At 39.8% G+C, this 25,957-nt stretch carries 23 protein-coding genes and 1 pseudogene; 20 read left to right on the top strand and 4 right to left on the bottom strand.

What is annotated here, in order from left to right:
• A pseudogene (locus L634_RS0106605) lies at positions 1-182 on the bottom strand (IS3 family transposase); the annotation flags it as partial.
• A gap of 122 nt (positions 183-304) precedes the next feature.
• On the bottom strand, positions 305-463 hold the full coding sequence (locus L634_RS33780) for a hypothetical protein (RefSeq protein ID WP_198029708.1): 159 nt from the start codon (positions 461-463) through the stop codon (positions 305-307).
• Between the two features lie 164 nt (positions 464-627).
• Here L634_RS33780 and L634_RS0106615 point away from each other — a divergent pair, with 164 nt between their 5' ends.
• The gene (locus L634_RS0106615) at positions 628-2,055 is read left to right on the top strand and encodes an FMN-binding glutamate synthase family protein (RefSeq protein ID WP_026581777.1); all 1,428 of its coding nucleotides are present in this window, start codon (positions 628-630) and stop codon (positions 2,053-2,055) included.
• Between the two features lie 35 nt (positions 2,056-2,090).
• Here the strand turns inward: L634_RS0106615 and L634_RS0106620 are convergent, their stop codons facing one another.
• Together L634_RS0106620 and L634_RS0106625 are read right to left on the bottom strand one after the other, a co-directional pair.
• Positions 2,091-3,578, bottom strand: coding sequence for a spore germination protein (locus L634_RS0106620; protein ID WP_026581778.1), 1,488 nt, complete (start codon positions 3,576-3,578; stop codon positions 2,091-2,093).
• 135 nt (positions 3,579-3,713) lie between these two features.
• A complete protein-coding gene (locus L634_RS0106625) occupies positions 3,714-4,613 on the bottom strand; it encodes a TetR/AcrR family transcriptional regulator (protein WP_026581779.1) in 900 nt (299 codons plus the stop codon).
• A 186-nt stretch (positions 4,614-4,799) separates the two neighbouring features.
• Between L634_RS0106625 and L634_RS0106630 the strand changes: the two genes are divergently transcribed.
• The 19 genes from L634_RS0106630 (at position 4,800) to L634_RS0106725 (ending at position 25,951) form a co-directional block, all read left to right on the top strand.
• The gene (locus L634_RS0106630; protein WP_026581780.1) at positions 4,800-6,332 is read left to right on the top strand and encodes a DHA2 family efflux MFS transporter permease subunit; all 1,533 of its coding nucleotides are present in this window, start codon (positions 4,800-4,802) and stop codon (positions 6,330-6,332) included.
• Positions 6,333-6,453: 121 nt separating this feature from the next.
• Positions 6,454-6,873 carry a FosM family fosfomycin resistance protein gene (gene fosM / locus L634_RS0106635; protein WP_026581781.1) on the top strand — a complete coding sequence of 140 codons (420 nt, stop codon included), beginning with the start codon at positions 6,454-6,456 and terminating at the stop codon, positions 6,871-6,873.
• Between the two features lie 440 nt (positions 6,874-7,313).
• On the top strand, positions 7,314-8,681 hold the full coding sequence (locus L634_RS0106640) for a sigma-54 interaction domain-containing protein (protein WP_026581782.1): 1,368 nt from the start codon (positions 7,314-7,316) through the stop codon (positions 8,679-8,681).
• Between the two features lie 249 nt (positions 8,682-8,930).
• Complete coding sequence (locus tag L634_RS0106645) at positions 8,931-10,475, top strand: acyl-CoA synthetase (RefSeq protein WP_026581783.1); 1,545 nt, start codon at positions 8,931-8,933, stop codon at positions 10,473-10,475.
• Positions 10,476-10,500: 25 nt separating this feature from the next.
• Positions 10,501-11,292 (top strand): enoyl-CoA hydratase/isomerase family protein, encoded by a 792-nt coding sequence (locus L634_RS0106650; protein ID WP_026581784.1) that lies wholly within the window; start codon positions 10,501-10,503, stop codon positions 11,290-11,292.
• 38 nt (positions 11,293-11,330) lie between these two features.
• Positions 11,331-11,453: a hypothetical protein gene (locus L634_RS34615; RefSeq protein WP_269521464.1), complete on the top strand. Its 123-nt coding sequence runs from the start codon at positions 11,331-11,333 to the stop codon at positions 11,451-11,453.
• 77 nt (positions 11,454-11,530) lie between these two features.
• Positions 11,531-12,952 (top strand): sodium/proline symporter, encoded by a 1,422-nt coding sequence (locus tag L634_RS0106660; protein WP_442852689.1) that lies wholly within the window; start codon positions 11,531-11,533, stop codon positions 12,950-12,952.
• A 596-nt stretch (positions 12,953-13,548) separates the two neighbouring features.
• Complete coding sequence (locus tag L634_RS0106670) at positions 13,549-13,995, top strand: VOC family protein (protein WP_026581786.1); 447 nt, start codon at positions 13,549-13,551, stop codon at positions 13,993-13,995.
• A 23-nt stretch (positions 13,996-14,018) separates the two neighbouring features.
• On the top strand, positions 14,019-15,251 hold the full coding sequence (locus tag L634_RS30690; RefSeq protein ID WP_051428266.1) for an acyl-CoA dehydrogenase family protein: 1,233 nt from the start codon (positions 14,019-14,021) through the stop codon (positions 15,249-15,251).
• 255 nt (positions 15,252-15,506) lie between these two features.
• On the top strand, positions 15,507-16,241 hold the full coding sequence (locus L634_RS0106680) for an acetate--CoA ligase family protein (RefSeq protein WP_026581787.1): 735 nt from the start codon (positions 15,507-15,509) through the stop codon (positions 16,239-16,241).
• Positions 16,238-17,707, top strand: coding sequence for an acetate--CoA ligase family protein (locus L634_RS0106685; protein WP_026581788.1), 1,470 nt, complete (start codon positions 16,238-16,240; stop codon positions 17,705-17,707). Before L634_RS0106680 ends, L634_RS0106685 begins: the two co-directional genes overlap by 4 nt.
• Before the next feature lie 12 nt (positions 17,708-17,719).
• Positions 17,720-19,117, top strand: coding sequence for a hypothetical protein (locus L634_RS0106690; protein WP_026581789.1), 1,398 nt, complete (start codon positions 17,720-17,722; stop codon positions 19,115-19,117).
• Positions 19,118-19,442: 325 nt separating this feature from the next.
• A complete protein-coding gene (locus tag L634_RS0106695) occupies positions 19,443-20,468 on the top strand; it encodes a TAXI family TRAP transporter solute-binding subunit (RefSeq protein ID WP_026581790.1) in 1,026 nt (341 codons plus the stop codon).
• A gap of 85 nt (positions 20,469-20,553) precedes the next feature.
• On the top strand, positions 20,554-21,324 hold the full coding sequence (locus L634_RS0106700; RefSeq protein WP_026581791.1) for an RraA family protein: 771 nt from the start codon (positions 20,554-20,556) through the stop codon (positions 21,322-21,324).
• A gap of 12 nt (positions 21,325-21,336) precedes the next feature.
• Positions 21,337-21,861: a thiamine pyrophosphate-binding protein gene (locus tag L634_RS0106705; RefSeq protein ID WP_026581792.1), complete on the top strand. Its 525-nt coding sequence runs from the start codon at positions 21,337-21,339 to the stop codon at positions 21,859-21,861.
• The gene (locus L634_RS0106710; RefSeq protein WP_026581793.1) at positions 21,858-22,421 is read left to right on the top strand and encodes a thiamine pyrophosphate-dependent enzyme; all 564 of its coding nucleotides are present in this window, start codon (positions 21,858-21,860) and stop codon (positions 22,419-22,421) included. The genes L634_RS0106705 and L634_RS0106710 overlap by 4 nt, the downstream gene beginning before the upstream one ends.
• 165 nt (positions 22,422-22,586) lie before the next feature.
• Positions 22,587-23,537, top strand: a complete 951-nt coding sequence (locus tag L634_RS30695) for a hydroxyacid dehydrogenase (protein WP_034262138.1) — start codon at positions 22,587-22,589, stop codon at positions 23,535-23,537.
• Positions 23,538-23,563: 26 nt separating this feature from the next.
• On the top strand, positions 23,564-25,144 hold the full coding sequence (locus tag L634_RS0106720) for an AMP-binding protein (RefSeq protein ID WP_026581794.1): 1,581 nt from the start codon (positions 23,564-23,566) through the stop codon (positions 25,142-25,144).
• Entirely contained in the window at positions 25,145-25,951 is an 807-nt protein-coding gene (locus tag L634_RS0106725; RefSeq protein WP_026581795.1) for an enoyl-CoA hydratase/isomerase family protein, read from the top strand.
• The last annotated feature ends 6 nt before the right edge of the window (positions 25,952-25,957 follow it).

A 25,957-nucleotide genomic window follows, 5' to 3' on the forward strand; every position in this document is an offset into this window, starting at 1 on the left:
ATCTCAAGATCAAAGCCTTGTTCAATAAAGATTTGCGATGGTGTTTTCCCATTTTTGTACTCCGTCACTGCTTTTATCTTAAATTCCGAACTATAGGAGATTGACCTTTCAGAAGTCCTCAACACATTAGGATTCTTTTCAAGCTCTTTCATTTGGAAATCATTATAAATATTCTTACTCATGATAAATCCTCCGTCCCTATTCATTAAATCTATTGAAACACAAAAAACCCCGGATAGGGGCACTTTTTTATCAGTGTCCGCTATCCGGGGTATAGTTCACAGCAAGATGCCGGCTTCTTTTTTTAACTTAGGTTTTGATCATCGCTCGTTTTTCTTTGTGTATTTTCTGGAGCAACCTTTGAAAGCTGGTCCATTGGCTCCATCATTGATTCAAGCAGGCTTCCATCACGCTGTTTGCGATCATCCGATTTATGTGGCTTATTTGAATCAGCATTATTCATTTTTTCACCCCATTTCTCCCGGTAAAAGTCCTTTTGATAGAATAAACAACATGCCGCAAGATTATGCAAAAAATGCTATTGAATAAAATATACGGCCGGTTAAATTCCATTTTATTGGCAATAATGGAAATTAAAAGGCATAGATAGGATTTGGAGAAATGAATATGTCTACTATTCTGATGATAGGGATATTAATTATGGTCTCATTATTATTATTCATTTTATTATTTTTGCTTCTTGGCTGGCGCTGGATTATGAAACGGGTTGTTAAGCAGGCAGGGAAAATTATTATGACAGACAGCTATCAGGAAAATCTTTTGGAATTGATACCGGGTTTTCGGCATATGGGGGTGCAAAATGCACTTGAAAATAACCTCCGCGCCGAAACGGGTGACATTCTCCACCGTCCATTTGGGTCTACGAAAAAGTGGCCTCATTTTGAAGAAATTACTTTTATTCCGGCTCAAACATCGCCCTTTCCGATTGATGGGGATGAGGATGTTGATGTAAAGGTCACCATTGGTCCAAAAGCAAAAAAGCCTATGAAAATAAAAATTCCGCTGATGATCAGCGGGATGGCTTATGGGATCGCATTAAGCGAGGAAGTAAAAATTGCTTTGGCAACAGCAGCCAAGAATACTGGAACGGCCATTAATTCAGGGGAGGGCGGAATTTTGCCTGAAGAGATGGAAAGTGCCGGCAAGTATATTCTCCAGTTTTCAAAAACAGAATGGGGGAAGGAAGAAGAGGTCATCAAACGTGCCGATATGATTGAGCTTAAACTTGGCCAGGGTGCAATAGCAGGAATGGGAGGAAATATTTCTCCGGAAAATTTAACAGGGCGTGCCAGGGAAATCATGGGCCTGAAGGATAATGAGGTCGCCCATATCTTAGAACATTATTTTGAGAACCAGACTTTAAAGGATTTGAAGGAATTGGTGGAGGAGCTTCGGAAACTTTCCGGAGGTGTCCCGATTGGAGCAAAAATAGGGGCTGGCGGAAAAATAGAAGAAGATATTGACAACTTAATTGAAATGGGAGTGGATTTCATTGCAGTTGATGGAGGGCAAGGGGCATCAGTTGGTGCTCCCCCGTTATTAGCTGATGATTTTGGCATTCCTACCTTGCATGCTCTTGTCCGTGCTGCTAACCACCTTGAGAAAAGAAAGAAAAAGGGAGAGATCAGTTTAATTGTATCAGGGGGCCTATTTACGCCTGGACACTTTTTAAAGGTGCTTGCCTTAGGTGCGGACGCTGTTTATCTGGGATCCGTGATGCTGTTCACCGTTTCCCATAAACATACTTTAAATCCTCTGCCTTTCGAACCGCCTACTCAGGTTGTTTGGAACGAAGGGAAATTTAAGGATACTTTTAAAATTGAGGATGGAGCGAAGTCTGCAGAAAAATTTTTAACAGCAAGCACAGAGGAAATTAAAATAGCCTTGCGGGCAATGGGTAAGAAATCGCTTAAAGATCTTACAAAAAAAGACTTAGTTTCATATGATGAACTGACTGCAAAAATGATTGGAATCCCCTTCACTTTTCAGCCCTGGGAAGATCAATCTGACAACAGCGAAAAAGGAAGCAGCTGAAAAGCCTGGCAATTCTTGGCCAGGCTTTTTGCACTTTATTCATCAATATCCCTTTTTACTTTTCGCTTTTCCTGATAAAATCGGTATGGGTTTTGGGTTCTTAAATAAACTGGACGCAATTTATTAAAGGGCAATCTAATAAAGGAATCCTTCAAGTCACGATACCTAGGCGGATAAAATGGTTCCAAAAAGGGCCTTCCAAGGGAAGTAAGCCTTATCATATGGGTTAATAATAGGCAAGAACAAAATAAGACACCGACAAATCCCCAAAGGTTCGCGAAAAATAGGAACGGAAACCGCAAAAAACGGATGGAATTATTCATCTTGTAAACAGGTGTGGTAAATGAGGCAAGTGCAGCCAATGCTATGATAATGAGAAGGACATTACTTGTCAGCCCTGCTTCGACGGAAGCCGTCCCGATAACAATACCTCCAACAATACCAATTGTCTGGCCGACTTTTGTCGGCAATCTTGCCCCGGCCTCTCTCAAAAGTTCAATAACCAATTCAAGCAATAAAGCTTCATAAAAGGGCGGAAGAGGAATGTGCTGCCTTGATGCGACCAATGTTCCCAGCAAATCAGTCGGTATCAATTCCATATGGTAAGTAAGTGTTGCCACATAAATAGATGTTATCTGAATCGAAAAGATAACAGAAAACGCACGCAGAATTCTTACAAAAGATGCTATGATCCAGTTCAGGAAATAATCTTCGAATGAACTGAAAAACTCTGAAAACGTTGTAGGTGAAATTAGCACATGTGGAGAGCCGTCTACAACAATAACTATTTTTCCCTCCGCAAGGACAGCTGCAGCTCTGTCAGGCCTTTCTGTATCCAATAACTGCGGAAAAGGCGATCTGGAGTTATCCGAAATAAGCTGGACAATATAGGAACTGTCTGTAATTTCATCAAAATCGACATTCTCCAGACGCTGCTTTATTGTATTAATATTATCTTCATTTGTTATACCCGCAATATAAACAACCGCTACTGCCGTTCTGGAAATACTCCCCATTGAATATTCTTCCACGGTAAGTTCCGATATGGGCAGCCTTTTCCTAATTAAGTTTAGATTCTGCCCAATGGATTCAACAAAAGCTTCTTTCGGTCCAATTACGGTATGTTCAACCTCTGCATGAGTCAGTTTACGGACAAGTTCGTGCTGGGCAGATATAAAAGCAGCTTTTTTTTCTTCATTTTCCAACGTTACCATTATATAGCCACTTAGAAGCTTTTGCTCAGCATCGGAAAAATCCTCGCAAATATGTATATCTGCAGAAGGGAGAAGTTTTTTTAAGTCATCAATTTTACGGAAATTGCCTTGCTGCAGCCCTGGAAGTATACTCCTGCTAATCATCCTTTGGTCTGTTAATGTCTTAAAGAAGATGAAAGAAAAATCAGTGCCTGTTTGTCTATTTCTATAGCTTAACTTTTTATAATCATGAGATTTTGAAAAAGTTTGGTCCAATCCCTCAATATCAAACTCAGGCAAAGCTCTCTTCGTAATTAACTCTTTTTTCATATGATAATCACCGGTTCGTTTGACATCACCTTTTATTGTTTCCGCTTTTGGAAGGATTATGAATTTATTGGAGGAAAAGAATGGTGAGATGCAATGCAAGAAAAAAGCCTAACCGAAAAGGTGTAGGCTTTGGAGCTAAACAGGTTCTTCTTTTTTTTGTTTAAAACAGGCAGAAGCTAGCTGTTCAAGCATTTCAAATTCTATTTTATCAAAAATATCTAGACTGCTGCGCAAAGACTGGAGTGCACTATCGATTAGAAACTTTCTTGGTTTTTTCGAATGCAAGAGCTCTTCCTGGATAAAGTCCAAGAGTTCAATGCAATGAGTCTGATCCTTCTGCTGAACTGATTTTTTCAGTGTGGATATGGTTTTGCTTAGATTTTGTTTAAATCCCTGTTCTTGATCTTGTAAATGGTTAAAACAATTGTCAATCAATTCCGGTTTTAGAAGCTGTTCACCTGCAGAGCTAACCTCCTCGACAACCTTTGAAATTCGTTCCACACTATAACGGATCACATGATTGAGGCAGGACGGGTGTCCAAAGATTTTCGTATTATACTTTACGTTATGATGAAGTATTCCCAGGAACATAATGGCGCAGTCCAGCAGATATGGTTTCTTGTCTTCTCCAAAGATTTCAATAAAACGCTGAAATATCCAATGGACCATCCTTATTTGTCCTTCTTTTATAAACTGCTTAAGTTCCGGATCGTTTGAAACAAGCACTTCCTCAAACAGAGTGATTAAATTATTTGAGCGATTCATATTCATTTGGAATTCTATCTGCTGAGTAAAAACCTCAATGCTAGATGGATCTTTTCCAATTAGCAGCTGATTTCGCTCATATTCCATTTTTTTGTGCAATGTTTTAAAAATAGACATAAGCAGTTCGTTTTTCGAGGAAAAATAGTTATAAAAAGTTCCTTTTGATATTCCGGTGTATTCTAAAATATCCTGAATGGATGTAGCTTGGAAGCCTTTATCCAGAAATAATTGATGGGCTTTCTTAATTACATGCTGTTTTCTGTCATTCATTCATAATCACCTGTCATCTTATTTGGACCATCGGTATAATTCTATAGTACCTTATTCTGAGGAATTGTACAAACCCCCTATTTTTCAAGTTTTTTTTAGTTGCATTAATTGTACTCATGGTATATTATATGTTTTGTGTGTAACGGGAGTATAAAAGAATGAACTGATAGTACAGGAGGAAAAACAATGGAACATGAATTAAATCATAAAACAGATCGTCCCCCTTATGGCATTCTGGCTGTTTTAATGGTAGGGGCGTTTATTGCCTTTTTAAATAATACATTATTAAATATCGCTTTGCCTTCAATTATGGAAGATTTGGAAATAGAGGCAGCAACAGTGCAGTGGCTAACGACCGGATTTATGCTTGTAAATGGTATTTTAATCCCAGCTACTGCCTTTTTAATTGAAAAATACACTGTCCGCAGATTGTTTATTGTGGCAATGGGGTTATTTACAATTGGTACACTCATTGCAGGAGTTGCTCATGTATTCCCGATTTTGCTGGCAGGAAGAATGCTGCAGGCATCAGGTTCAGCAATAATGATGCCTCTTTTGATGAATGTGATGCTGATCAGCTTTCCAGTAGAAAAACGCGGTGCAGCAATGGGTGTATTTGGTCTGATCCTAATGTTTGCGCCTGCAATTGGGCCGACTCTATCAGGCTGGATTGTTGAACATTATGACTGGAGAATGCTATTCCACTTCCTATCGCCAATAGCAGGAGTTATTCTGGTGCTTGGAGCCATTTTGCTAAAAGATAAAAAGGATAAAGTAAATATCCGCCTGGATCTCTTTTCACTTATTCTTTCAAGCGTCGGTTTCGGAGGGATTCTCTATGGTTTCAGCTCCGCAGGAAACAGAGGCTGGGATAGCCCGCATGTATACTTGACAATTGCAATTGGTGTAGTTTCTTTAGTATGGTTCATTTTAAAACAGTCTAAATCAGAACGGCCAATGCTTAATTTTGGAGTATACAAGTACCCAATGTTTGCATTGTCTTCAGCCATTGCCATGACTGTAAATATGGCACTGTTTTCAGGTATGATCCTGATACCGATCTATGTTCAGACAATAAGGGGGATATCCCCATTGGATGCTGGCTTGATGATGCTGCCGGGCGCTATTGTCATGGCTATCATGTCACCAATAACAGGAAGGCTTTTTGATAAAATTGGCGGGCGTATCCTAGCCATCATCGGCTTATCCATTATTGTTGCAACCACCTACGTGTTTAGCAGGCTTTCTATGGAAACGACCTATACACAACTGATCATCCTTAACTCAATCCGAATGTTTGGTATGTCAATGGTTATGATGCCTGTTTCAACCAATGGGTTAAACCAGTTGCCAAGGCGTTTATATCCTCATGGCACAGCAATGAACAATACATTAAACCAGGTGGCCGGTGCCATTGGTACAGCATTATTGGTAACAGTCATGTCAACCAGGACGGAAACACATGCTGCAGAAATAGCCAAAGAAGCAGCTATGGCAAATGGAGGTACACAAATGACTGAAGCTGCAATGGCTGAAATGCAGCAGCAAGTGTTAATGAAAGCCATGCTTGGCGGAATTAATGACGCTTTCTTTGTTGCTACTTTTATCGCTGCAGTAGCCCTTGTTCTAGCGTTCTTTATTAAACGTGCGACCCCTGCAGAAGATCCAATTGAAGAGACAAAGAAGGAAAAAATGGTGCCAAAGCTTGCACGGAATTAATAGTTTAGAGGAAATCAGGAGGATTTCCTCTTTTTTATGGGTTCGGAGCAATGCTGAATCCGAACCCGTCTGGAAAACGTCTAAATAAAGGAAATATACTTTCGTAGTTGGAGGCTGACAAATGATAAAAGGGTTAAATCATCTTTTATTCTCAGTATCAGATTTAAACGCATCCATTCAATTTTACAAGAACGTTTTTGACGCAAGGCTGCTGGTAAAAGGGAGAACTACAGCCTATTTCGATTTAAACGGAATATGGCTGGCACTGAATGAGGAACGTGAAATACCCAGAAACGAAATAGGCCATTCATATACTCATATTGCCTTTACGATTGATGAGGAAGATTTCGAGAAGATGTACGAAAAACTTAGAATGCTGGATGTTCGTATTTTGAATGGCCGAAAAAGAGATGCGAAAGACAAACATTCTATTTATTTTACAGATCCTGATGGACACAAATTTGAATTCCATACTGGGACGCTTCAGGATAGGATGGCGTACTATCGGGCAGAAAAGGGTCATATGGAGTTTTTTGAATGAAAAAGCCTGCAAATGCTTCTTCGCATTTGCAGGCTTTGTTTTTATCTATTTTTTTCCTGTAAATTTAACTGATTGATGTCCGCTGTGAGGGTGTGGTGAATACAAAATATGGTCAAGATACAGAGCTTCAAGTTTTCGATCGCTAAGCCGAAACAAATTGTAATTATGCTGAAACTTTGAGATTGAAAGGAGCTTGTTTATTAGTGTCTCTCTAGTCATAAGTTTAAAACCCTCCCTATGAATCATGCTTAAAAAATGAACTATTTGTCATATTATAATTCCTATTTATCCTATTAGTCAAGTCGGAATTTAATCTGGATTTGAACCATTTATATAGTAAGCCAGTTTCTGTATTGTATGAATATTCTGCTTTTTATTGCCGTTAAAACATTTTAACATGCTAAAATATAATGGATGATATGTGGAAGAGGTGAATTCTTATGAAGCATACAGCACTGTTTATTAATAATCATTTGCTGGATTTAATATTTGAGAGTACATACTATGGAATCGTGATTGTGGATTCGGATGGGGTTATTCAGTATATGAGCAATAATTATTGTGACTTTCTTGGTGTAGAACGGGATGCTGTATTAGGAAAACATGTAACAGATGTAATAGAAAATACTAAAATGCACTTGGTTGCCCAAACTGGGAAGCAGGATATTGCAGATTTGCAATTTTTAAGAGGAGATTTTGTTATTGCCAACAGGATACCTATCATTGAAAATAATGAAATAGTTGGAGCGGTAGGTACAATTATTTTTCGGGATTTGGATGAATGGAAGAAAATGAATAGCCATATAAAAGGGGTTTTGTCAGAGCTGAATTACTATCGCAACGAATGGATTGAATCTAATGGTTTAAGGTACTCTCTTCATGACTTAATAGGTGAGACACAGGAAATTCAAGATCTAAAAGATAGAGTAATTAGAATCGCAAGAGGAGATATTTCTATCCTTTTAAGAGGTGAAAGCGGTACTGGGAAGGAAATTCTCGCTCAGAGCATTCATCAATTAAGCGAGAGAAGCGATAAACCTTTTGTAAAGGTAAACTGTGGATCCATCCCTGAGCATTTACTTGAATCCGAATTGTTTGGGTATGAAGATGGAGCTTTCACTGGAGCAAAGAAGGGCGGAAAAATCGGGAAGTTTCATTTGGCGGATGGAGGAACCATTTTCCTTGATGAAGTAGGAGACATGCCGCTGCATATGCAGGTTAAGCTTCTGCGTGTTCTTCAGGAAAGAGAGTTCGAGCCTATTGGTGCTTTGCATCCTCAAAAAATAAATGTCCGCGTAATTGCAGCCACTAATCGTCCACTTGAAAAAATGATAGAAGATAAACTGTTTCGAGAGGATCTCTTTTACAGAATAAATGCAGTCCAATTATTTATACCGCCATTACGATCCAGAAGATCCGATTTGCCATTGCTTGTAAATCATTTCTTAAGGAAGGTAACAAAGCGAATCGGAAAACGGGTTACTTGTGCAAGTCCTGAAGTATTAGCACTGATTAAGCAATATGATTGGCCAGGAAATATTCGGGAATTGGAAAATGTTATAGAAGCTTGTGTCCATTTAACGGATAGTGAAATGATAGGTGTTGATGAACTTCCAGACTATTTAAAAGGCCAGAAAAAGAAAATGGAAGTAACTAATTTAAAAAGTCTATTAGAAGAAACGGAAAAAAATGCAATTGAGTCTGCTCTGAAAAAAAATAATTATGATAAAAATAAAGCTGCGGAATCATTAGGAATAGGGAATTCTACCATATACGATAAAATAAAAAAGTATAAAATATCGTATTAAAAACAAAATCCGGGAACTCGGAAATTAATCCGAGTTCCCGGATTTTGTTTTTCGCCTTGATAGGCATGTAAATTACTAGGCTTAACTTAATCATTAATCTATTAATTTTTCTGAAAAATCGGAAAAATAACCAGCTACTCATTTATTAATGGCTTTATTTCAAGGTCTTTAATTTTGGCACGTTATTTGCATATGTAATTAACAAAGGCATGTACGCGCTTACAAGAAAATGGAGGAGGGTGCTTAGAATTGGATATTGGATATTTTACAAGGAGGATGGCTCAGGATTTTAATACTAGTAATCCATCAAAAATTGCAATTAAGGAGGAAGCAGGCAAGGAATGGACATATGAACAGCTAAATAAAATTTCGAACAGATATGCTAATAAGCTGCTGGAGCTAGGTGTACAAAAAGGCGATCGTGTTGGGGTTTTGCTATACAACTGTCTTGAATATTTTGGTCTCTATTTTGCGGTTGCCAAAATTGGAGCTATTGCCGTTCGGCTGAATTTCAGATTGAGCAGCACTGAATTTGAGTATGTATTAAACGATTCTGGTACAAAGGTATTATGTTTTCATTCAAAGATAAGTGATCAGCTTGAAAATATTCGTGGAAATATAGGTGTTGAAAAATATATATGCCTGCCGAATAACGAAGATTCTGTTCCAGTCTGGGCGCATAGTTGGGATTTACTAACTGAAGGCAGTTCAGATGAAATTAGTACAGATTCTATTAGAATAACCGACCCAGTGATGCTCATGTATACCTCGGGAACGACAGGAAGGCCGAAAGGTGCAATTTGGACACATGAAACTACTTTTTGGTTTTCCTCCATGCAGGCCCTGAAATGGGGGTTCAGGGGAAATGAAATAGGCATGACAACAGGGCCGCTCTACCATGTAGGTGCCATGGAGGATATAGCACTGCCCATTTTATTGATGGGCGGAACAGTCATTATAACAAAAAGCAAGGGTTTTGAAATAAGAAGGATCTTATCTGTTATTGAAAAGGAAAATGTCACAGACTGTTTTCTCTTTCCTTTCATGATTTATGAAATGCTGAACCTGGCTACTTTAAATAGCTATAAATTAGAGCATTTAAAAACAATTTATACAGGCGGCGACCCGTTAATGCCATGGGCACTTGAGAAGCTAAAGGAAATGTTCCCCGATGTTGGCGTTGTTCAAGTCTACGGCTTAACGGAAGGGACACCTATTGCAGCTTGCCTGGATCCTGAAGATGCATATGAAAAAGGCAACACTGTCGGGAAGCCATTGCCGCTTACGGAAATCAAAATCTTAGATCATGGAAACAATCCCCTGCCAGCTGGAGAAGTAGGTGAGATTGTCATTAAAAGTCCCGCTGTTTCAGCTGGTTATTGGCGAAAGCCAGATGCAACCAAAGCAACATTTGCTGGCGGGTGGTGCAAAACGGGGGACTTAGGAGTTTTTGATCAAGATGGATATTTATCAATTGCAGGAAGGAAAAAAGATATGATCCGAAGCGGCGGTGAAAATGTATATGCTGCTGAAATCGAGGATGTCCTATATAGGCTAGATGGAGTAAAAGAAGTGTCGATCATTGGTATACCTGATCCTAAATATATAGAAGCCGTATGCGCAGTAATCGTTAAAAAAGAGGGGTGCATCCTTACTGAGGAAGAGGTCATTGCCTATTGCAAAGAGAACCTCGCCAGTTATAAAAAACCGAGGAAAGTAATATTTGCAGAAGAGCTGCCTAGGACACCTTCAGGAAAAGTTCAAAAATTTATACTCCGGAAGCAATATAGCTGATTTAAACGAGGGAGGTACAGAAGTGTTGGAAAAAACGAAAGTAGTGTCTTGGTCTAAACAGAGAAATACCGCCATTATTGTAATAGATAATCCCCCTGTTAATGTTCTGAGCAAAGATGTGATCGAGCAGTTATTACTTGCAACAGAAGAAATTGAAAGCGATTTCAATATAAAAACAGTTATTGTTACTGGAGCAGGCGAAAAAGCCTTCGTTGCAGGGGGAGACATAAAAGGCTTTCCTGATTGGATGGGAAAAGGTGCAGAACTGGCAAAAGCGAAATCACTTTGGCTTCAGGAGCCGCTTAATAAACTGGAAAGACTGCCCCAGCCTACTATAGCAGCTATAAACGGATTTGCTTTAGGCGGAGGGTGTGAAGTAGCTCTCAGCTGTGATATCAGGATCGCAGAAGAACAGATAAAGATTGGTTTGCCGGAAATCAAGCTTGGCCTGTTTCCTGGAGCTGGAGGAACACAGCGGCTTGCAAGGCTCATTGGGAAATCTAAAGCAAAGGAAATGATCTTTACCGGTAAGCAGCTATCTGCAATTGAAGCTATGGAAATAGGACTCGTTAATAAAGTGGTTTCCAAAGGAAAGTCTTTAGAAAAAGCCATCGAGCTCGCTGACTCAATTAGCCATTATTCAATGCCAGCGCTAACTTTTGCTAAGCGTTCAATTGATATAGGTTTTGAACAAAAATTGGAAAACGGGCTAGTTACGGAAGCAGAGTATTTTGGCCAAGTGTTTCAGACAGAAGATGTAAAAGAAGGTGTGGAGGCTTTTATTCAAAAAAGGGAGCCGAAATTTATCGACAAGTAAGGTTTAACAATTAAAAACCAATTAGAGGAGGCTATGACATGTTTGGATTATCGCCATTAATGACTTTTATGTTATTTGGCTTTTGGCCGCTGGCTTTGATCGCCGCTGGAGTTTGGGGAGCTGTTGCATTCAAAAATGAAGAGGAAGAGGAGGATATCTAATGATTTTGGCTATAGGAATTATCTATCTCCTTGTTATTTTAGTAATTGGCATTCTTTCAATGAAACATCAAAAAGACATGGACACCTTCTACACCGGCGGCCGAAGATTTGGTCCCTGGCTTGTGGCTTTGGCTGTATCATCTACAACTATGTCAGGTTATGGATTTATTGGACTGACCGGTCTGGTATACGAGCATGGATATGCTATATTCATGATTGGAATTTTTGCTACTGCAGGTATCTTTGTCAGCTTTCTGATATTGGCAAAACCCATGCGGCGCATTACACAAAAATTTGGTGCATTGACGATTCCGGATTTGCTGGAAATCCGCTATAACAGCAAAAGTGTTCGTGCTATTACAGCTCTTGCCATTCTGGGGGGAGCGATTGGCTACCAAATGGCCCAATATAAAGCATTGGGTAATATGCTTGAAACAGTACTGGGTGTTGATTATAAGCTCGCTCTCTTTATTGGGGTTGCCATTTTAACTGTATATGTGGTTGGCGGGGGGATGATCAGTGCCGTCTGGACAGACTTTATCCAAATGATTGTGATGGTTGCCGGTGCTTTAATTGTTTTCATTGGCGGAATGAAAATGGTTGGCGGGATGTCGCAAATGAATGCAGAATTATCTTCAATAAATCCGGATATGGTACAGGCCTTCCATACAACAGGACCAATTGGGATTTTTGCTTTTATTTCGTACTTTTTTATTTATGTAATTGGCCATCAAGGACAGCCTCATGTAGTTTCAAAGTTTTATATGATCAGAAAGATTTCCATGCTTAAGTGGGCTTGTATTATTGCTGCATCTACGTATGCATTAACGGCGTTATTATGGTTTGTAGGTTTATATACCCGTGTAATGGTCAGCCGGGGGGATATGGCTGCTCCTGCTTCACCGGATATGGTAGCTCCTTTATTTATTGAGAGTTTTTTTCCGCCAGTTATTGCTGGGTTAATTTTTGCAGCTGTCATGGCAGCAATTATGTCCACAAGTGAAGCATTTTTATTAGTGGCCAGCTCCTCTATTGTACGTGATATTTATCAGCAGATTATTAAAAAGGGAGAAAAATTGCCCGAGAAAAAGGAACTTGCACTATCCAGATGGTTCACTCTTGGCATCATTGCTGTAACTTTCTTGCTTTCACTTAATCCGCCTGATCTTGTTGGCTGGCTGGGAAATGCTTCATGGGGAATTTTCTCAGCATCGCTGTTGCCAGTACTAAGTATTGGTCTCATATGGAAGCGTGCAACAAAGACTGCTGCTATCTGGTCTTCTGCTTTAGGATTTATCTCCAGCCTCGGTTTATACATTTTAAAAGTCAAAGGGATCTACGTTCCTGCCCTGGATACAGGCGCAATCGCAATGATCATTTCAACAATCTCATTAATTGGAATTTCCCTTGTCACAAAGCCTGCATTTAGCCCNATTTTTGAAGAAAAGCCAAGAAAAGCGGCAAAAACAGAAGATCCGACAGCAGCCAACCTCACTTAAAACGGTATCAGGCACTTATACCACTCCATTAACTGGTATAGGTGCCTGGTGCTTTTTTCCTGTGTGTAAACACATCAGCCTGTTCAAAATGGAAACACTTTCAACATTGGAGGGTGCATCATGGGTGAAAAGTGTTTTTATTGTACTTATGAGATTGAAGGGAATCAAATGCAAAAAGATTACTTTTGATGTAGCAAATAATGAAAGGGAAGAAGTCATTTGCAAAGATTGCTAAAAGAGAATGGTTTTATGGGATAAAGGGCTGTGCTGATCACCCTCCACATGAAAGGGAATGGCCGAGCTTTTTACAATAAAAGCGGATAAAAGGGTTAAGTAAGAACACCGAATGATTGTTTTTTACTAAAAGGAATTAAACAGCTTAAGTGCTGGATATGCAGAAACCGTTCCTCTGACCACTAATATCATTCCTTTCCCTAAAGATAGAAAAACAAAATCATAATCCAGGATCCAAAAAGTTTTAGAAAATATCTATATAATATTGAATTATATTTATAAATATAATAATATAAAAACAAAGTTAATTTCAAACATTCTAAAAATTCTAAATTAAACCACTTACCAAGGAAGTGCTTAATATGGCAAGCGGTATTGATCACATTGTTATCGCGGTGAAAGATTTAGAGAAAAGCAAGCAGCTTTTCTCTGCTATTTTTAAAGGGAAGTTTTTAAAAGAAGCAGTTCTGCCGGAACAGAATGCCCGGGCTGCTTACTTCTTAGTTGGGGATATTGTAATAGGCCTTGAGGCTCCATTAAGTGAAAAAGGTGATATTCATAACTTTATAGAAAGAAGGGGTGAAGGCATACATCATATCGCTTTTAATATTGATGAGATTGACCATTTACATAGCCATTTACTGGACAGAGGAGTTAAAATTGTTGGATTTGAAAATAGCCATGGAGTAAGGAAAGATTTATTTACGCATCCCAAAAGCTCGTTTGGATTGCTTATGCAGCTAATAGAATGGGAACAGCCGTATAAAGAGTCATTGGAGAAGAGGATTGAGACTTTAGGAAATGAATAATCCAATTAGAAAGGTCTGATTAGATGAACTTTGAATTGAGCAGTGAAAATATTCAGGTGAAGAATATGGCGAGGGCCATTGCAGAAAAAGAGATTCTGGCCAATGTAAAATACTTTGAACAAGAAAGAACATTCCCTAAGGAGATTCTGAAAAAGTTGGGGGAGGCAGGAATATTTGGCGCCTGTTTTCCGGAAAAATATGGCGGGTCGGAGATGGGATTTCTGAACCTGGCAATTATAGCAGAGGAAATTTCTAAAGCCCATCCTTCTTTTGGATACGCTTTCAATATGCAGGCTATGACTTGCCCCTTCACGATATTAAATTGGGGAACAAAGGAGCAAATCCATAAATATGTCCCCGACTTAATAAAGGCGAATCTGATCGGAATGTTTGCTCTTACAGAATCTGGAGGAGGATCTGATCCAGCAGGGTCCATGAAAACATATGCGCGTTTGGAAGGCGATGAATATGTAATCAATGGTTCAAAAACGTGGATTACGTTCGCAAATGAAGCAGATGTCGGAGTCCTTTTTGCTAAAACAGACTTAAAGGCAGGCCACAAAGGATTTTCGGCATTTATAATTGAAACGAACAGGCCCGGCTTTACTGCAAAACCGATTGAAATAAGCTCATTAGGCTATATGATGAGAAGCTGTGAGGTATTTTTGGAAGATTACCGGATACCGAAAGAAAACCTTCTTGGAAAAGAAGGAGAAGGTTTTAAGATTGCCATGAACGCACTTGACTACGGGAGGCTTACGGTTTCAGCCCGCCTTGTTGGTATTGCCCAAGGGTGTGTGGATGAATCGATAAAATACTGTAATGAAAGAATAGTAGGCGGAAATCCAATTGGCGAATACCAGATGATTAAGCATCTGATTGCAGACATGGTTGTTGAAACCGATGCAGCAAGGCTACAAACTTATAGAAGTGCTTACCTGAAGGACAAAGGAGAAACGGCTACAAGGGAAAGCTCCTACGCTAAATATTTTGCCTCAGAAGTTGCTGCCAAAGTTTCCAGGAATGCTCTTGAAATATTTGGGGGTAATGGCATATCAGATGAATATCCGATCATGAAATACGTCAACTATGCCAATATGCTTCATTTCGGAGAAGGCTCTGCCAATATCCAGCGAATATTAATTGCTAACGATGCTTTAGGAATTAAAAATGCAAACAGGCACCATATAGAACGAAGATTTGCTTTAAGCAGTGATATTAGGGACAGTAAAAAAGCAGAGTCTATAAATGGATAATTTTCTTATTTAAAGCCTGTATAAACACTTATTATTGTTTATGTCACCCTGTTGATTGGAGTGGAAGGTTAAGGGACTCCGGCGGGAGAAGCGAGTCAAAGGAAGACCCCGCAGGCGCAAGGGGCTGAGGAGGCTCCCTGCCCGCCCGTAGTTCGCTGATCACATTGAGCGGAAATCAACAGGCTAGTTTAACAGAGCATGTATAAATAAGAATAGATCTCTGAATAGATTATAACTAAAAGAAAGGATTTCAATATGAGTAAATCAGCTATACAGCAGATCATTAACCTTTCAAATGAAGAAAATCGGACGGTCCTGACGGAAATAGAATCAAAACAAATTTTGCAGCATATTGGAATCCCAGTTCCCGATTTCCGGTTAGCCACATCTGCTGATGAAGCAGTAGAACTTGCACAATTTATAGGCTTTCCTCTGGCTATGAAAATAGTTTCGCCTAAGATCATACACAAGTCCGACGCAAAAGGCGTTATGCTAAATATTAAAAATGAGTCAGAGCTGAGAAGTTCCTATGAAGAGATTATCCGGAATGCAAAAAATTACAATCCAAATGCAGAAATTACAGGGGTATCCATCCAGGAAATGATCAAAGGCGATAAGGAAGTAATAGTGGGGATGTACAGGGATGCTGTATTTGGGCCAGTTTTATTGTACGGTGCAGGAGGCATTTTTGTTGAAGTGCTAAGAGACATAACCTTAAAAGTCCTTCCTTTGGCGGATAGAGACATCGAAAACATGTTTTCGGAAATTCAGGCAAGTAAAATCCTAACAGGTTATAGAGGTTCTCCGCCAGCTGATTTATCGAGCTTAAAGGAAATCATTCAAAAAATAGCGAAGTTATCATTTGAGTTACCTGAAATTTCTGAATTTGAATTAAACCCTGTTATTGTTTATGAACAAGGAAATGGTGCTGTTGCGTTGGATGCCCGTATAATTCTTGACCATCGAAAATCGGGGGTGGAAGCAAGTTGAGTAAGTACGATGAAATTGAAAAATTGCTTAATCCTTCGTCTATAGCTGTAGTCGGCGCATCACACAATGTTCAAAAGCACGGCGGAAGGCTGATTGAGCACTTGTTAAAACATCAATACCATGGTGAAATTTTCCCTGTAAACCCAAAGGGTGGGGAAATCCAGGGACTAACCTGCTATCAATCCATTCTTGATATTCCAGTTGCCCCGGATCTTGCATGCCTTCTAATTGCGCCTGGTCTCCTGATGGAAGCACTAAGGGATTGTGCTTTAAAAAATATCAAGATGGTTATGATCCATGCTTCAGGGTTTGCCGAAACAGGCAAAGATGGTGAAGTGCTGCAGCAAGAAATCGTTGATTTTGCCAAGGAACAAAATATACGAATTTGCGGGCCAAACACAATTGGCATTGCGAATGTAAATAACAGAGTGTTTGCCAGCTTTAGCATGGCTATGACGAGCAGCGAGATACCTATGGGGGGGAAAATATCATATATAACCCAAAGCGGAGCAATCGGCGGTGCCATGCTAAGCCAGGGATGGGAAAAGAAAATAGGCATCAATAAATGGATTAGTTCTGGGAATGAAGCTGATTTGAATGCTTCAGATTATCTGGAATATGCCGTAGATGATTCTTCGACCGGAACGATATGCATATTTCTTGAAGGCCTGGCAGATGGAGAAGGCTTTAAAGCTGCCCTGGCCAAAGCGGCAAACAAGAAGAAGCCTGTCATTATTTATAAAAATGGGAGAAGCGTCATTGGCCAGAAATCAGTAAAATCCCACACAGGGGTACTGGCGGGCAATCATGAAGTATACAAGGCAGTATTTAAGCAACTCGGAGCGGTTAACGCTGAAGATCTGGACGATTTATTTGATTATGCAATTGCCTTTGATTCTCCCACTAATCTGAAAAGCAGCCGGATAGGCATTATATCGACTTCGGGAGGAGCATGCACAATTGTAACGGATCAGTGTGTTAAATATGGTTTAAGTGTACCTGATATTACACATGAAAGTATAAAAAAGCTGGCAGACATCTCACCCGAATTTTCTACACCGCAGAATCCGTTTGACACAACCGCACAAATATTAAATGATCCGGGCTCATTTAAAAAGAGTTTGGAAGTGTTTATAAAAGATGAAAATATTGATGCTTTAGTGCTCATGCTGACAACAATTGGAGGGGCAATCGCATCTAAAGTATCTGAGGATATTATAGAACTCTCAAAGAAGACAGAGAAACCCATGTATGTTGCCTGGACGATTGCCGAGTCGCTGGCAAGGGATGGAATGAATAAACTCCGCGAAGCCAAAATCCCTCTATACCCTAGTGCTGAGAGAGCTGTAAAGTCTTTGGCAGCCGTACAGAAGCATATGGCTTTTTTGGAAGAGTGGGAGGAAAAGAAAGAGGAATACAGCAGTTTATTTCTTGCCAGCCGTGAAGAGGAAATTTCAAATAGTTAAGGTCGTGAAGTTATGCAGCACATAATGCCGGTTTTAATATTAACAAGGGGCGTTACTTTATTAACATTGGCATTGTCCTATATGCTTTATTCTTTTTTCTCGCTGCCATTGGATCTTTTTCTCGTTTCTTTGGTCGTTCTTGCATTTATCATTTCTTTACCCTGGATGGCTAACTTCCCCAAAATCATGAGCGGTGCTCTGCTTATTTTTGGCAATTTGATTTTCTTTATCTATAATGGAACCGGCGAATACTGGGTAGACTCCATTCTTAACAATGTGGCTCTGGTTTCATTGTTTATAACCGTTCCCTTGTTATCCTATCCCCTAAAAAATGGCGGTTATATCGAGTATATGGATTATTTTGTGGTGAACTTTCTAAAGAAAGATATGAAAAAGATTGCCTTTGTAACAGCGATTACATGTATTGTAAGCTCATTTCTAAATTTAGGTTCGTTAAGAGTCATGTATGATTTATTCTCAGTACGATTCAAGTATTTGAACAAAGTATTTGTAAGAAGCCTTGTTCAAGGGTTTTCCCTGGCAGCATTTTGGTCCCCATATTTTGCGGGAGTGGCCATCATATTGCATCTAGTCGGGGTGAGCTTTGTATCCTTTTTTGGATATGGATTCATGATGGTCATCATTTGCTATCTGACATCTGTAGCGATCAATTTAAGGTACCTATCCAAAGAAGTAACGACAAATACAGCTCCCTATGTAGCAGTCAGCATTGATGAAGATGGAAGCAAGGAGCAGACAAAAAAGGTAGAGCATAAAAGAGGAATTGAATTAATCATAGCTTTCATAGGGCTATTCCTGGCGTTATTCTTCCTGGAAAAATGGCTTCATCATTATAATGTGCTGCTGCTAATTTCCATACTTGCCATTTCATATTCCATTCTTTGGTCTTTAGCAATAAAGAAAATTAAGGAGTACGCCTTCTCCTTAAAAGATTACTTCACAGAAGTGGCTCCCAATGTCCATACAGAATCGGTCATGATCATTTCAGCAACATTCTTTTCCCAGATGGTTTTGCTGACAGAATTTCCTGCATACTTTTCATCCTTATTTTCCAGCATAAGCGAGATCTCTCTCATCTTAACGGTTATAACCATCATCTTGACTTGTGTAATATCATCTTTTTTCATACATCAAGTGCTTCCCATCTCAATTTTTGCGACTACCCTATCCCCTGACATCATTGGACTTAAGCCCGAACTATACGTTTTGATCCTGGTAATAAGCTGGGGCATCACTCCGCTTTTATCGCCAGTTTCTGCAGCAAACTTGCTCGCATCTGCATTATTTAAGACAAAACCATTTGAAATAGGGATTTGGAATATAAAATATGCCTTTTCTATTATCCTAGTATCATCCATATCGATCTATTTAATAAATATGTTGTTTTAGAGAGTCTTTTTTACTTGCCTGTTGATTTCCGCTCAAGAAGCTCGTTTTCCGTGGACGGTCCGAAGCTCCTCAAGCACTAAGGCTGCTGGGTCTCCCTTTAAATTGATTATCCCGCCTGAGGATGGCTCCTTGCGCTCCAATGAACAGGCGTCATTACCGACAATGAGCTATAACTGAGCTTGAGCAAAAGTGAAATCTATTCCCTTTTTTGAAAGCGGTACCATCATTCTATTCCTTTAGGGAGGTGATTATTGAGAGTAATGATCGAGCTCTTTTTTTACTAATGAACATGATACCAAACTAATAAACGAGGGGAGAAAGAGAGATGAAAAAACTTTTATCCATTTTTATCATTGCATTATTGGCTTTTGCTTTAATTGGCTGCAGCTCCAATAGTACGAGCGGAGGAGGAAATTCGGATTCCGGTTCATCCGGTTCAGATTCAGGGTCATCAGGTAAACCGGATAACTATTCAATCATGTTTGCAACAGGAACAACTACTGGAACTTATTATCCATTAGGAGCTATTTTCTCTGATTACTGGAATAAAAAACTGGATTATGTTCAAGCTTCCTCTCAAGCCACAAATGGAAGTGTTCAAAACCTGATTTTTATTAAACAGGGTGAGGCTCAAGTAGCCCTTACACCAACAGGGACTCTTTATGAAGGATTTAACGGCGAGGCCTCATTTGATGGGAATAAAGTTGAAAATGTCCGCATTTTGGCTGGTTTATATCCAAACGTCAATCATTTAGTGGCTCGAAAAGGAGCAGGTATCGAATCAATTGCTGATGTGGCAGGCAAAAAGATCGTTCCGGGTGCAACTGGAAGTGCAACAGAAATTGAGACCCAGCGTGCAATGGAAGCTTATGACGTCGACTATGAAGGGCTTGGCAAAGATTTCGTTGGATTTACAGAAGCAACCGACTTGATGAGAAATAAGCAGACAGATGTTGCTATGGTCATGGCTGGAGTTCCAACATCCGCTGTAACGGAAATGCTCTCAACAGCAAATGGTATGCTTCTTCCATACACTCAGGAAGCTGTTGACTATCTTAAAGAGAAATACCCGTGGACGATGGAATATACAATCGAAGCTAACAGTTATGAAAATCAGCCTGAAGATGTTTTATCAGTTGCCCAAAATAACTTCCTTGTAGGTTCGGCAGATATGCCGGACGAGGTAGCCTATGATCTGGTTAAGACTTTATGGGAAGGCCTTGAAGAATTAAAAGGATCTCATGCTGTAATCGAGCAATTTGATATTGAAAAAGCGCTTGAAGGAACATCGGGTATTCCTATCCATCCTGGTGCTGAAAAGTACTATAAAGAAAAGGGCATTCTTAAGTAATTAAGAATGAACACTAATATAACTCTATCGATTGCAGTCAGAGTCGATAGAGTTATATTGTTACTAAGCTAAAGGAGGGAAGTAAATGAAGACGGAGGAATTGGAAAAATATAAAGATAGATTAATGGGTTTAATCCCGCCTGAAAGAATTGTAAAAGTGGAATTTACGACGCCTTCCCGGGAAATTATAGATGCCTTTATGGAAATGGATGGGCTGACACCTACAGTTTCAGATGTCCTGGATTCCATGGGCATCAAAGGGGCAATTTCAGCAACCAGGCTGCGTCCCATCATAACAGGCAAAAAGATAGTCGGTCCTGCCGTAACAATTCGCTATATACCTGAAAGCAACACTCCTGACCATGGATATTACAATTTGGAGCGTGCCAAGCTTGCGGACAGAGATGTTTATGCGATTGCAGAAAAAGGAGATGTACCTGTATTTGATGCTGCTGCCTTGGGTGATATTTCTGTTATGGGAGGTCTCTCCACTCTAGTTGCCAAACAATGGGGAATGGCAGGCAATATCGTTGATGGCGGTGTAAGGGATGTGGATACGGTCCGCAAATTGGATTACCCAGTCTGGAGTACTGGCCAAACGCCAATTACAGGCAAATACCGTGTTGAGGCAATGGAAATCAATGGCCCCATTTCAATAGCAGGTGTCAGGGTGAATCCGGGTGATTTGATTATTGCTGACGACAGCGGGGTTGTAGTGGTCCCAGGTTCAAAAGCAGAAGAAGTGCTGGAGAAGACAATTCATGCGGCAAAAAGAGAAGAGGCAGTTGTGAGACTTTTTGAAAGCGGCGCATCCATCAAAGAGATAAGCAGTATCCTGCCGCCAAGCAAATGGTAAAGGGGGATTAGCATGCCTGCATATCAGGATTTAGCATGTGAAGAAATCATTAAGGGCATTGAAGAAACAGAGGCGGATTACTTGCTGACTCTGCCTTGCAGCACGATCGGCAAGGTTATTGAACATTTCGAGAACTCGGATAAAATAACTTCCTTCCCAATCAGCCGGGAAGAGGATGGAGTAGGCATTGCTTCAGGGATCAGCTTGGGCGGACAATTTCCAATTATGCTTATCCAGGATACTGGAATCGGAAATTCAATCCTGGCCCTCACAACGTTTGCGCAGGCCTATCATGTTCCCATGCTTATTTTAGTAACCCGCAGAGGCGGTTTTGGTGAAATTAATTCGGCAGTTAACTTGTTTTCAGAACCGCTGCCTGACATTTTGGATGCTGCCAGGGTGAAAACATTTAAGCTTGATTATCGTGTTCCCTTGAAAGAATGGAGTACAGCCATAAAGCAAGGGGCTAAGTATGCAAAGGATACACATCGCCCTATTATTGTTATGTTCAATATTAAAGGGGGTGCAGAACAATGATGTCAAGGCTCGATGCGCTAAAGATTCTTTATAAATATACCGAGGATATACCTGTCATTACTTCTTGCGGGAATACCTCGAGAGAATGGGCTAGCCTTGGAAGACGGGATAATCATTTATATATGGTGGATACGATGGGGTTAACACCATCTGTTGCAATTGGTGTCAGCCTGACATTGGAAAAGAAAGGATTTAAAAAGTGCATTGGCATTGAAGGGGATGGCGGAGTGCTAATGAACCCCAATTCTCTGGCATCAGCAAGCTATTTAAACCCGCAAAAATGGATGCTGATTGTTTTTGATAATGAATGTTTTGCATCGACAGGTGGCCAATGTTCCTTAGCCAGCCGCATTGATATAGCCAAAGTTGCAGAAGGATTTAATTTAAAAACGATTCAGACGGATAATGCTGAGGACTTTGAAAAGGCAGTTCAGAAGTCGATCGAAGAGGACGGCCCTATTGTTATACATGCAAAGATCAATCAGGAAAATCAAAAAAATCCTTTTATAAACGATGACCCCGCTGTACTGGCATATAAGTTTTCAAGCTTCTTAAATTAATAGAAAACAAAAAACAAAAAAACTGTATAGGGAAAGTTTCTTTCTCTATACAGTCTGTACAGATTGTACCTTTAACTATAAAGCCCAAGGCACCAAATGTAAAATAGAAATCCGGAATAGTTTTTCAGAAAACTTTGAAAATCATAATATTTTAGGGGGAGAAATATGAAAGCTTTAGTCATAGATCATATTCACGAAGAGGGTATCGCGCTTTTAAAACAATATTGTGAAGTAGACGTTAAACATGGTCTATCACCTGAAGAGCTGGCTGCAATTGTTGGGAATTATGATATTTTGCTTGGGCGTGCTACGCATTTAACAGGCAAAATTGAAAAACCTTTATTGGAGAACAGCGGCAAATTGAAGGTCATCGGGATCGCATCTGTTGGCCTGGATCAGTTTGATCAGGACTACATAGCCTCTAAAGGAATCAAATTAATCAATCTTCCTGGCGTCAATTCGGTATCAGTGGCCGAACATACTGTATCTCTTCTTTTGTGCGGCATGAGGCATATTCTCCTTGCCTATCAGCAAATGAAGGAATCAATCTGGAATAAACATGGTTTTACTTCTGCGATGGAACTAAATGGGAAAACCGTTGGCATTATCGGATTTGGAAATATTGGAAAGTGTGTCGGCTCCATTTTGAAAAAAGGGTTTAATATGAATGTTCTTGCATTCGACCCATACATTGATAAGGAGGAAGCCAAAGCAAACGGCGCCAGATTGGTATCTCTTAATGAGCTATTAACACAATCAGATGTCGTTACCATTCATGCCCCGCTGACGGATGAAACGTATCATTTGATTGCGGAAGAAGAAATTAAAAAGATGAAAAAGGATGCCATTTTGCTAAATGCCGGAAGAGGCGGGATCATCAATGAAGATGCACTGTATAAATATTTAAAGAATCATCATCTGCGCTTCGCAGGACTTGACGTTCAGGAGACTGAACCGTGCTGCTATTCACCTTTATTTTCCCTTGATAACTTTATTGCAACCCCGCACATTGCTGGGTTAACATATGACGCCTTGAGCAGGGCGGGCAAAAGAGTTGTAATTGAATGCCTTGAATATCTAAATATTGAAGTTGATGCCATTACTACCGGCGCCTGAGGAAAAAATAGGAGGTCGGAGAACATATGAATTTTAATGAATTGCTTTTGGCTGGAATTGAAAATTACCCCCAAAATATATTTTTAAAATTTGAGGAAGAATGCTATACCTATGCAGATATGTGGAAAATTACGAACAGGCTGGCAAATGGATTTTTAAAAAAAGGAATTAAGAAAGGTGATCATGTTTCCATTATTCTATCAAATCGGCCTGAGTTTATTTGGAGCTGGTTTGCTTTGTCAAAGATTGGTGCAATAACTGTAACGCTTGATACGCGTTTAAAAGGATCCTTATTGCACCATCAATTAAAAAATAGTGAAAGCATGGCAATCATAACTGAGGAAGAGTTTCTTCCTGCCATACTTGAAATGGATATAAAAAATGATTTAGGCATTGATCGATTAATGATCATCTCTGATAAAGATGTTATAGGCATCGAAAAGAAGATGATCCATTTCAATACTCTATTAAATGAAAGTGAAGTTGATTCAGGTTTAATCGAATATACTCTTCAGCCTGGGTGGCCTCTAACGATCGTATATACTTCAGGAACAACCGGTCCCGCTAAGGGAGTCGTGAATCCACACGAAACTTTTGTATTATCGGGCAGAGATATAGGAGATGCAGTCGGAATGGAGCAGACAGATAATTTATATTTGTTTTTGCCCCTGTTTCATGCCAATCCCCAATTAATGGGCATACCCGCTTTGCTTCTAAATGGCGCGACGATCGTTTTGGGAAGGAAATTTTCAGCTTCTTCTTTTTGGGATACGGTTAACCATTATCATGTAACGCTTTTTACCTATGTTGGGACGGTATTAAGCATATTGGATAAAGTGACACCGCCACAGGTTCGCACCAGTTTGAGGGCGGCATATGGCGGGGGTGCTCCAGAGGACATTTGGAGAAGCCTTGAGAAGAAAACAAATGCCCGAATGATGGAAGGTTATGGGATGGCGGAAATCGGCGGCCTTGCTATTATGAATTCCTTGAAGGAATCAAAGGTTGGCAGCATTGGCAAGCCGCGTGAACTCTATGACATTCGCATTTTTGATGATCATGACTGTGAATTGCCTCCCGGGGAAGTGGGGGAAATTGTTGTACGCCCAAAAGTTCCTTATTCGATGTTCACTTCCTATTTTAATATGGAGAAAAACACAATATCAGCAATGAGGAATTTATGGTTCCACACAGGTGATTTGGCTAAGAAAGATCCAAATGGATTCTTCTATTTCAAGGGAAGAAAGAAAAATATGATTCGCAGAAAAGGAGAAAATATTTCCGCCTATGACATAGAAAATATGGTACAGCAGCATCCAAGTATCCTGGAAAACGCCGTCGTGCCGATTGCTGATGAAATTGCCGGACAAGAGATTAAATTAAGTGTTGTCTGCAGAAAAGGAGAAGAGGTTTCCATTGCGGAATTATATAAGTGGCTGCTGGAAAACCTGCCGTCCCATATGGTTCCAAGGTACTTGGAAATCAGGAAATCCTTTGAGAAAACTTCCTCAGAAAAAATTAAGCTGCAGGTGCTTATAGATGAAGGAATTAAACATGTATGGGATAGAGAAAGAAAAAAATATGCAGATAAAAAAGGAGTTTTATGAATGGAAAATAATCATATTGTATTTGAAAACCTTACAGATGAAATAGCCGTGCTGAGATTGAATAGGCCAGATTTTCTAAATTCTTTCAGCCACGAGATGATTGCGGATTGGTATAAATCCCTCGTGGAATTTAAAGAGAATGATCGTTTAAAGGTTCTTATTTTAACAGGAACAGGGAAGGCGTTTTCTGCAGGTGGAGATATTAAAGCTTTATCAAATGGAGAGGGATTTATAGGAGACCCTAAAGAGGATTTATGGAGTGATGCCGTTAAGCGAAAAGCATCTTTATGGGAAAACATCCAGAAAATCCCTCTATTATTAGAAGAAATTGATAAGCCGGTAATTGCATGCATAAATGGCGATGCCATTGGCGCTGGGCTGGATATGGCCCTTATGTGTGATATACGTTTTTGTGCTGACCATGCAAGATTGGGAGAGGGATACATCCATTTAGGACTTGTGCCGGGAGATGGCGGAGGATATTTCCTTCCTAAAATTGTGGGAGAATCAAAAGCACTAGAGTTATTGTGGACAGGTGAAAGATTAAATGCAGACAAAGCTTTGGAGATCGGGCTGGTCGATTATGTTTATCAGAAGGAAGAAGTTTTTGATAAGGCGCAGAAATTTGCAAAGGTTTTATGCTCAAAACCACAGAATGCAATAAGGATGATTAAAAGGCTTGTTAAAAACCATAATAAAGTCAGTCTGAGGAACCACCTGGATATGGTATCTTCGCATATGGCTGTTGTAACAGATACACATGAATATATGGCTTTACTGGAACAAATGAAGAATAAACGAAAGTAAGGTGTA

The organism is Bacillus sp. J33 (genome assembly GCF_000518885.1).
Taxonomy (GTDB): Bacteria; Bacillota; Bacilli; order Bacillales; family Cytobacillaceae; genus Cytobacillus.

What these genes read in the sequence shown, in the direction of transcription:
- fosM (WP_026581781.1), top strand. Translation starts at nt 6,454, where the DNA reads ATGATAAAAGGGTTAAATCATCTTTTATTCTCAGTATCAGATTTAAAC.
- L634_RS0106620 (WP_026581778.1), bottom strand. Translation starts at nt 3,578, where the DNA reads ATGAAAAAAGAGTTAATTACGAAGAGAGCTTTGCCTGAGTTTGATATT.
- L634_RS0106630 (WP_026581780.1), top strand. Translation starts at nt 4,800, where the DNA reads ATGGAACATGAATTAAATCATAAAACAGATCGTCCCCCTTATGGCATT.
- L634_RS0106625 (WP_026581779.1), bottom strand. Translation starts at nt 4,613, where the DNA reads ATGAATGACAGAAAACAGCATGTAATTAAGAAAGCCCATCAATTATTT.
- L634_RS33780 (WP_198029708.1), bottom strand. Translation starts at nt 463, where the DNA reads ATGAATAATGCTGATTCAAATAAGCCACATAAATCGGATGATCGCAAA.
- L634_RS0106640 (WP_026581782.1), top strand. Translation starts at nt 7,314, where the DNA reads ATGAAGCATACAGCACTGTTTATTAATAATCATTTGCTGGATTTAATA.
- L634_RS30690 (WP_051428266.1), top strand. Translation starts at nt 14,019, where the DNA reads ATGAACTTTGAATTGAGCAGTGAAAATATTCAGGTGAAGAATATGGCG.
- L634_RS0106720 (WP_026581794.1), top strand. Translation starts at nt 23,564, where the DNA reads ATGAATTTTAATGAATTGCTTTTGGCTGGAATTGAAAATTACCCCCAA.
- L634_RS0106725 (WP_026581795.1), top strand. Translation starts at nt 25,145, where the DNA reads ATGGAAAATAATCATATTGTATTTGAAAACCTTACAGATGAAATAGCC.
- L634_RS0106615 (WP_026581777.1), top strand. Translation starts at nt 628, where the DNA reads ATGTCTACTATTCTGATGATAGGGATATTAATTATGGTCTCATTATTA.
- L634_RS0106695 (WP_026581790.1), top strand. Translation starts at nt 19,443, where the DNA reads ATGAAAAAACTTTTATCCATTTTTATCATTGCATTATTGGCTTTTGCT.
- L634_RS34615 (WP_269521464.1), top strand. Translation starts at nt 11,331, where the DNA reads ATGTTTGGATTATCGCCATTAATGACTTTTATGTTATTTGGCTTTTGG.
- L634_RS0106690 (WP_026581789.1), top strand. Translation starts at nt 17,720, where the DNA reads ATGCAGCACATAATGCCGGTTTTAATATTAACAAGGGGCGTTACTTTA.
- L634_RS30695 (WP_034262138.1), top strand. Translation starts at nt 22,587, where the DNA reads ATGAAAGCTTTAGTCATAGATCATATTCACGAAGAGGGTATCGCGCTT.
- L634_RS0106700 (WP_026581791.1), top strand. Translation starts at nt 20,554, where the DNA reads ATGAAGACGGAGGAATTGGAAAAATATAAAGATAGATTAATGGGTTTA.
- L634_RS0106705 (WP_026581792.1), top strand. Translation starts at nt 21,337, where the DNA reads ATGCCTGCATATCAGGATTTAGCATGTGAAGAAATCATTAAGGGCATT.
- L634_RS0106670 (WP_026581786.1), top strand. Translation starts at nt 13,549, where the DNA reads ATGGCAAGCGGTATTGATCACATTGTTATCGCGGTGAAAGATTTAGAG.
- L634_RS0106710 (WP_026581793.1), top strand. Translation starts at nt 21,858, where the DNA reads ATGATGTCAAGGCTCGATGCGCTAAAGATTCTTTATAAATATACCGAG.
- L634_RS0106680 (WP_026581787.1), top strand. Translation starts at nt 15,507, where the DNA reads ATGAGTAAATCAGCTATACAGCAGATCATTAACCTTTCAAATGAAGAA.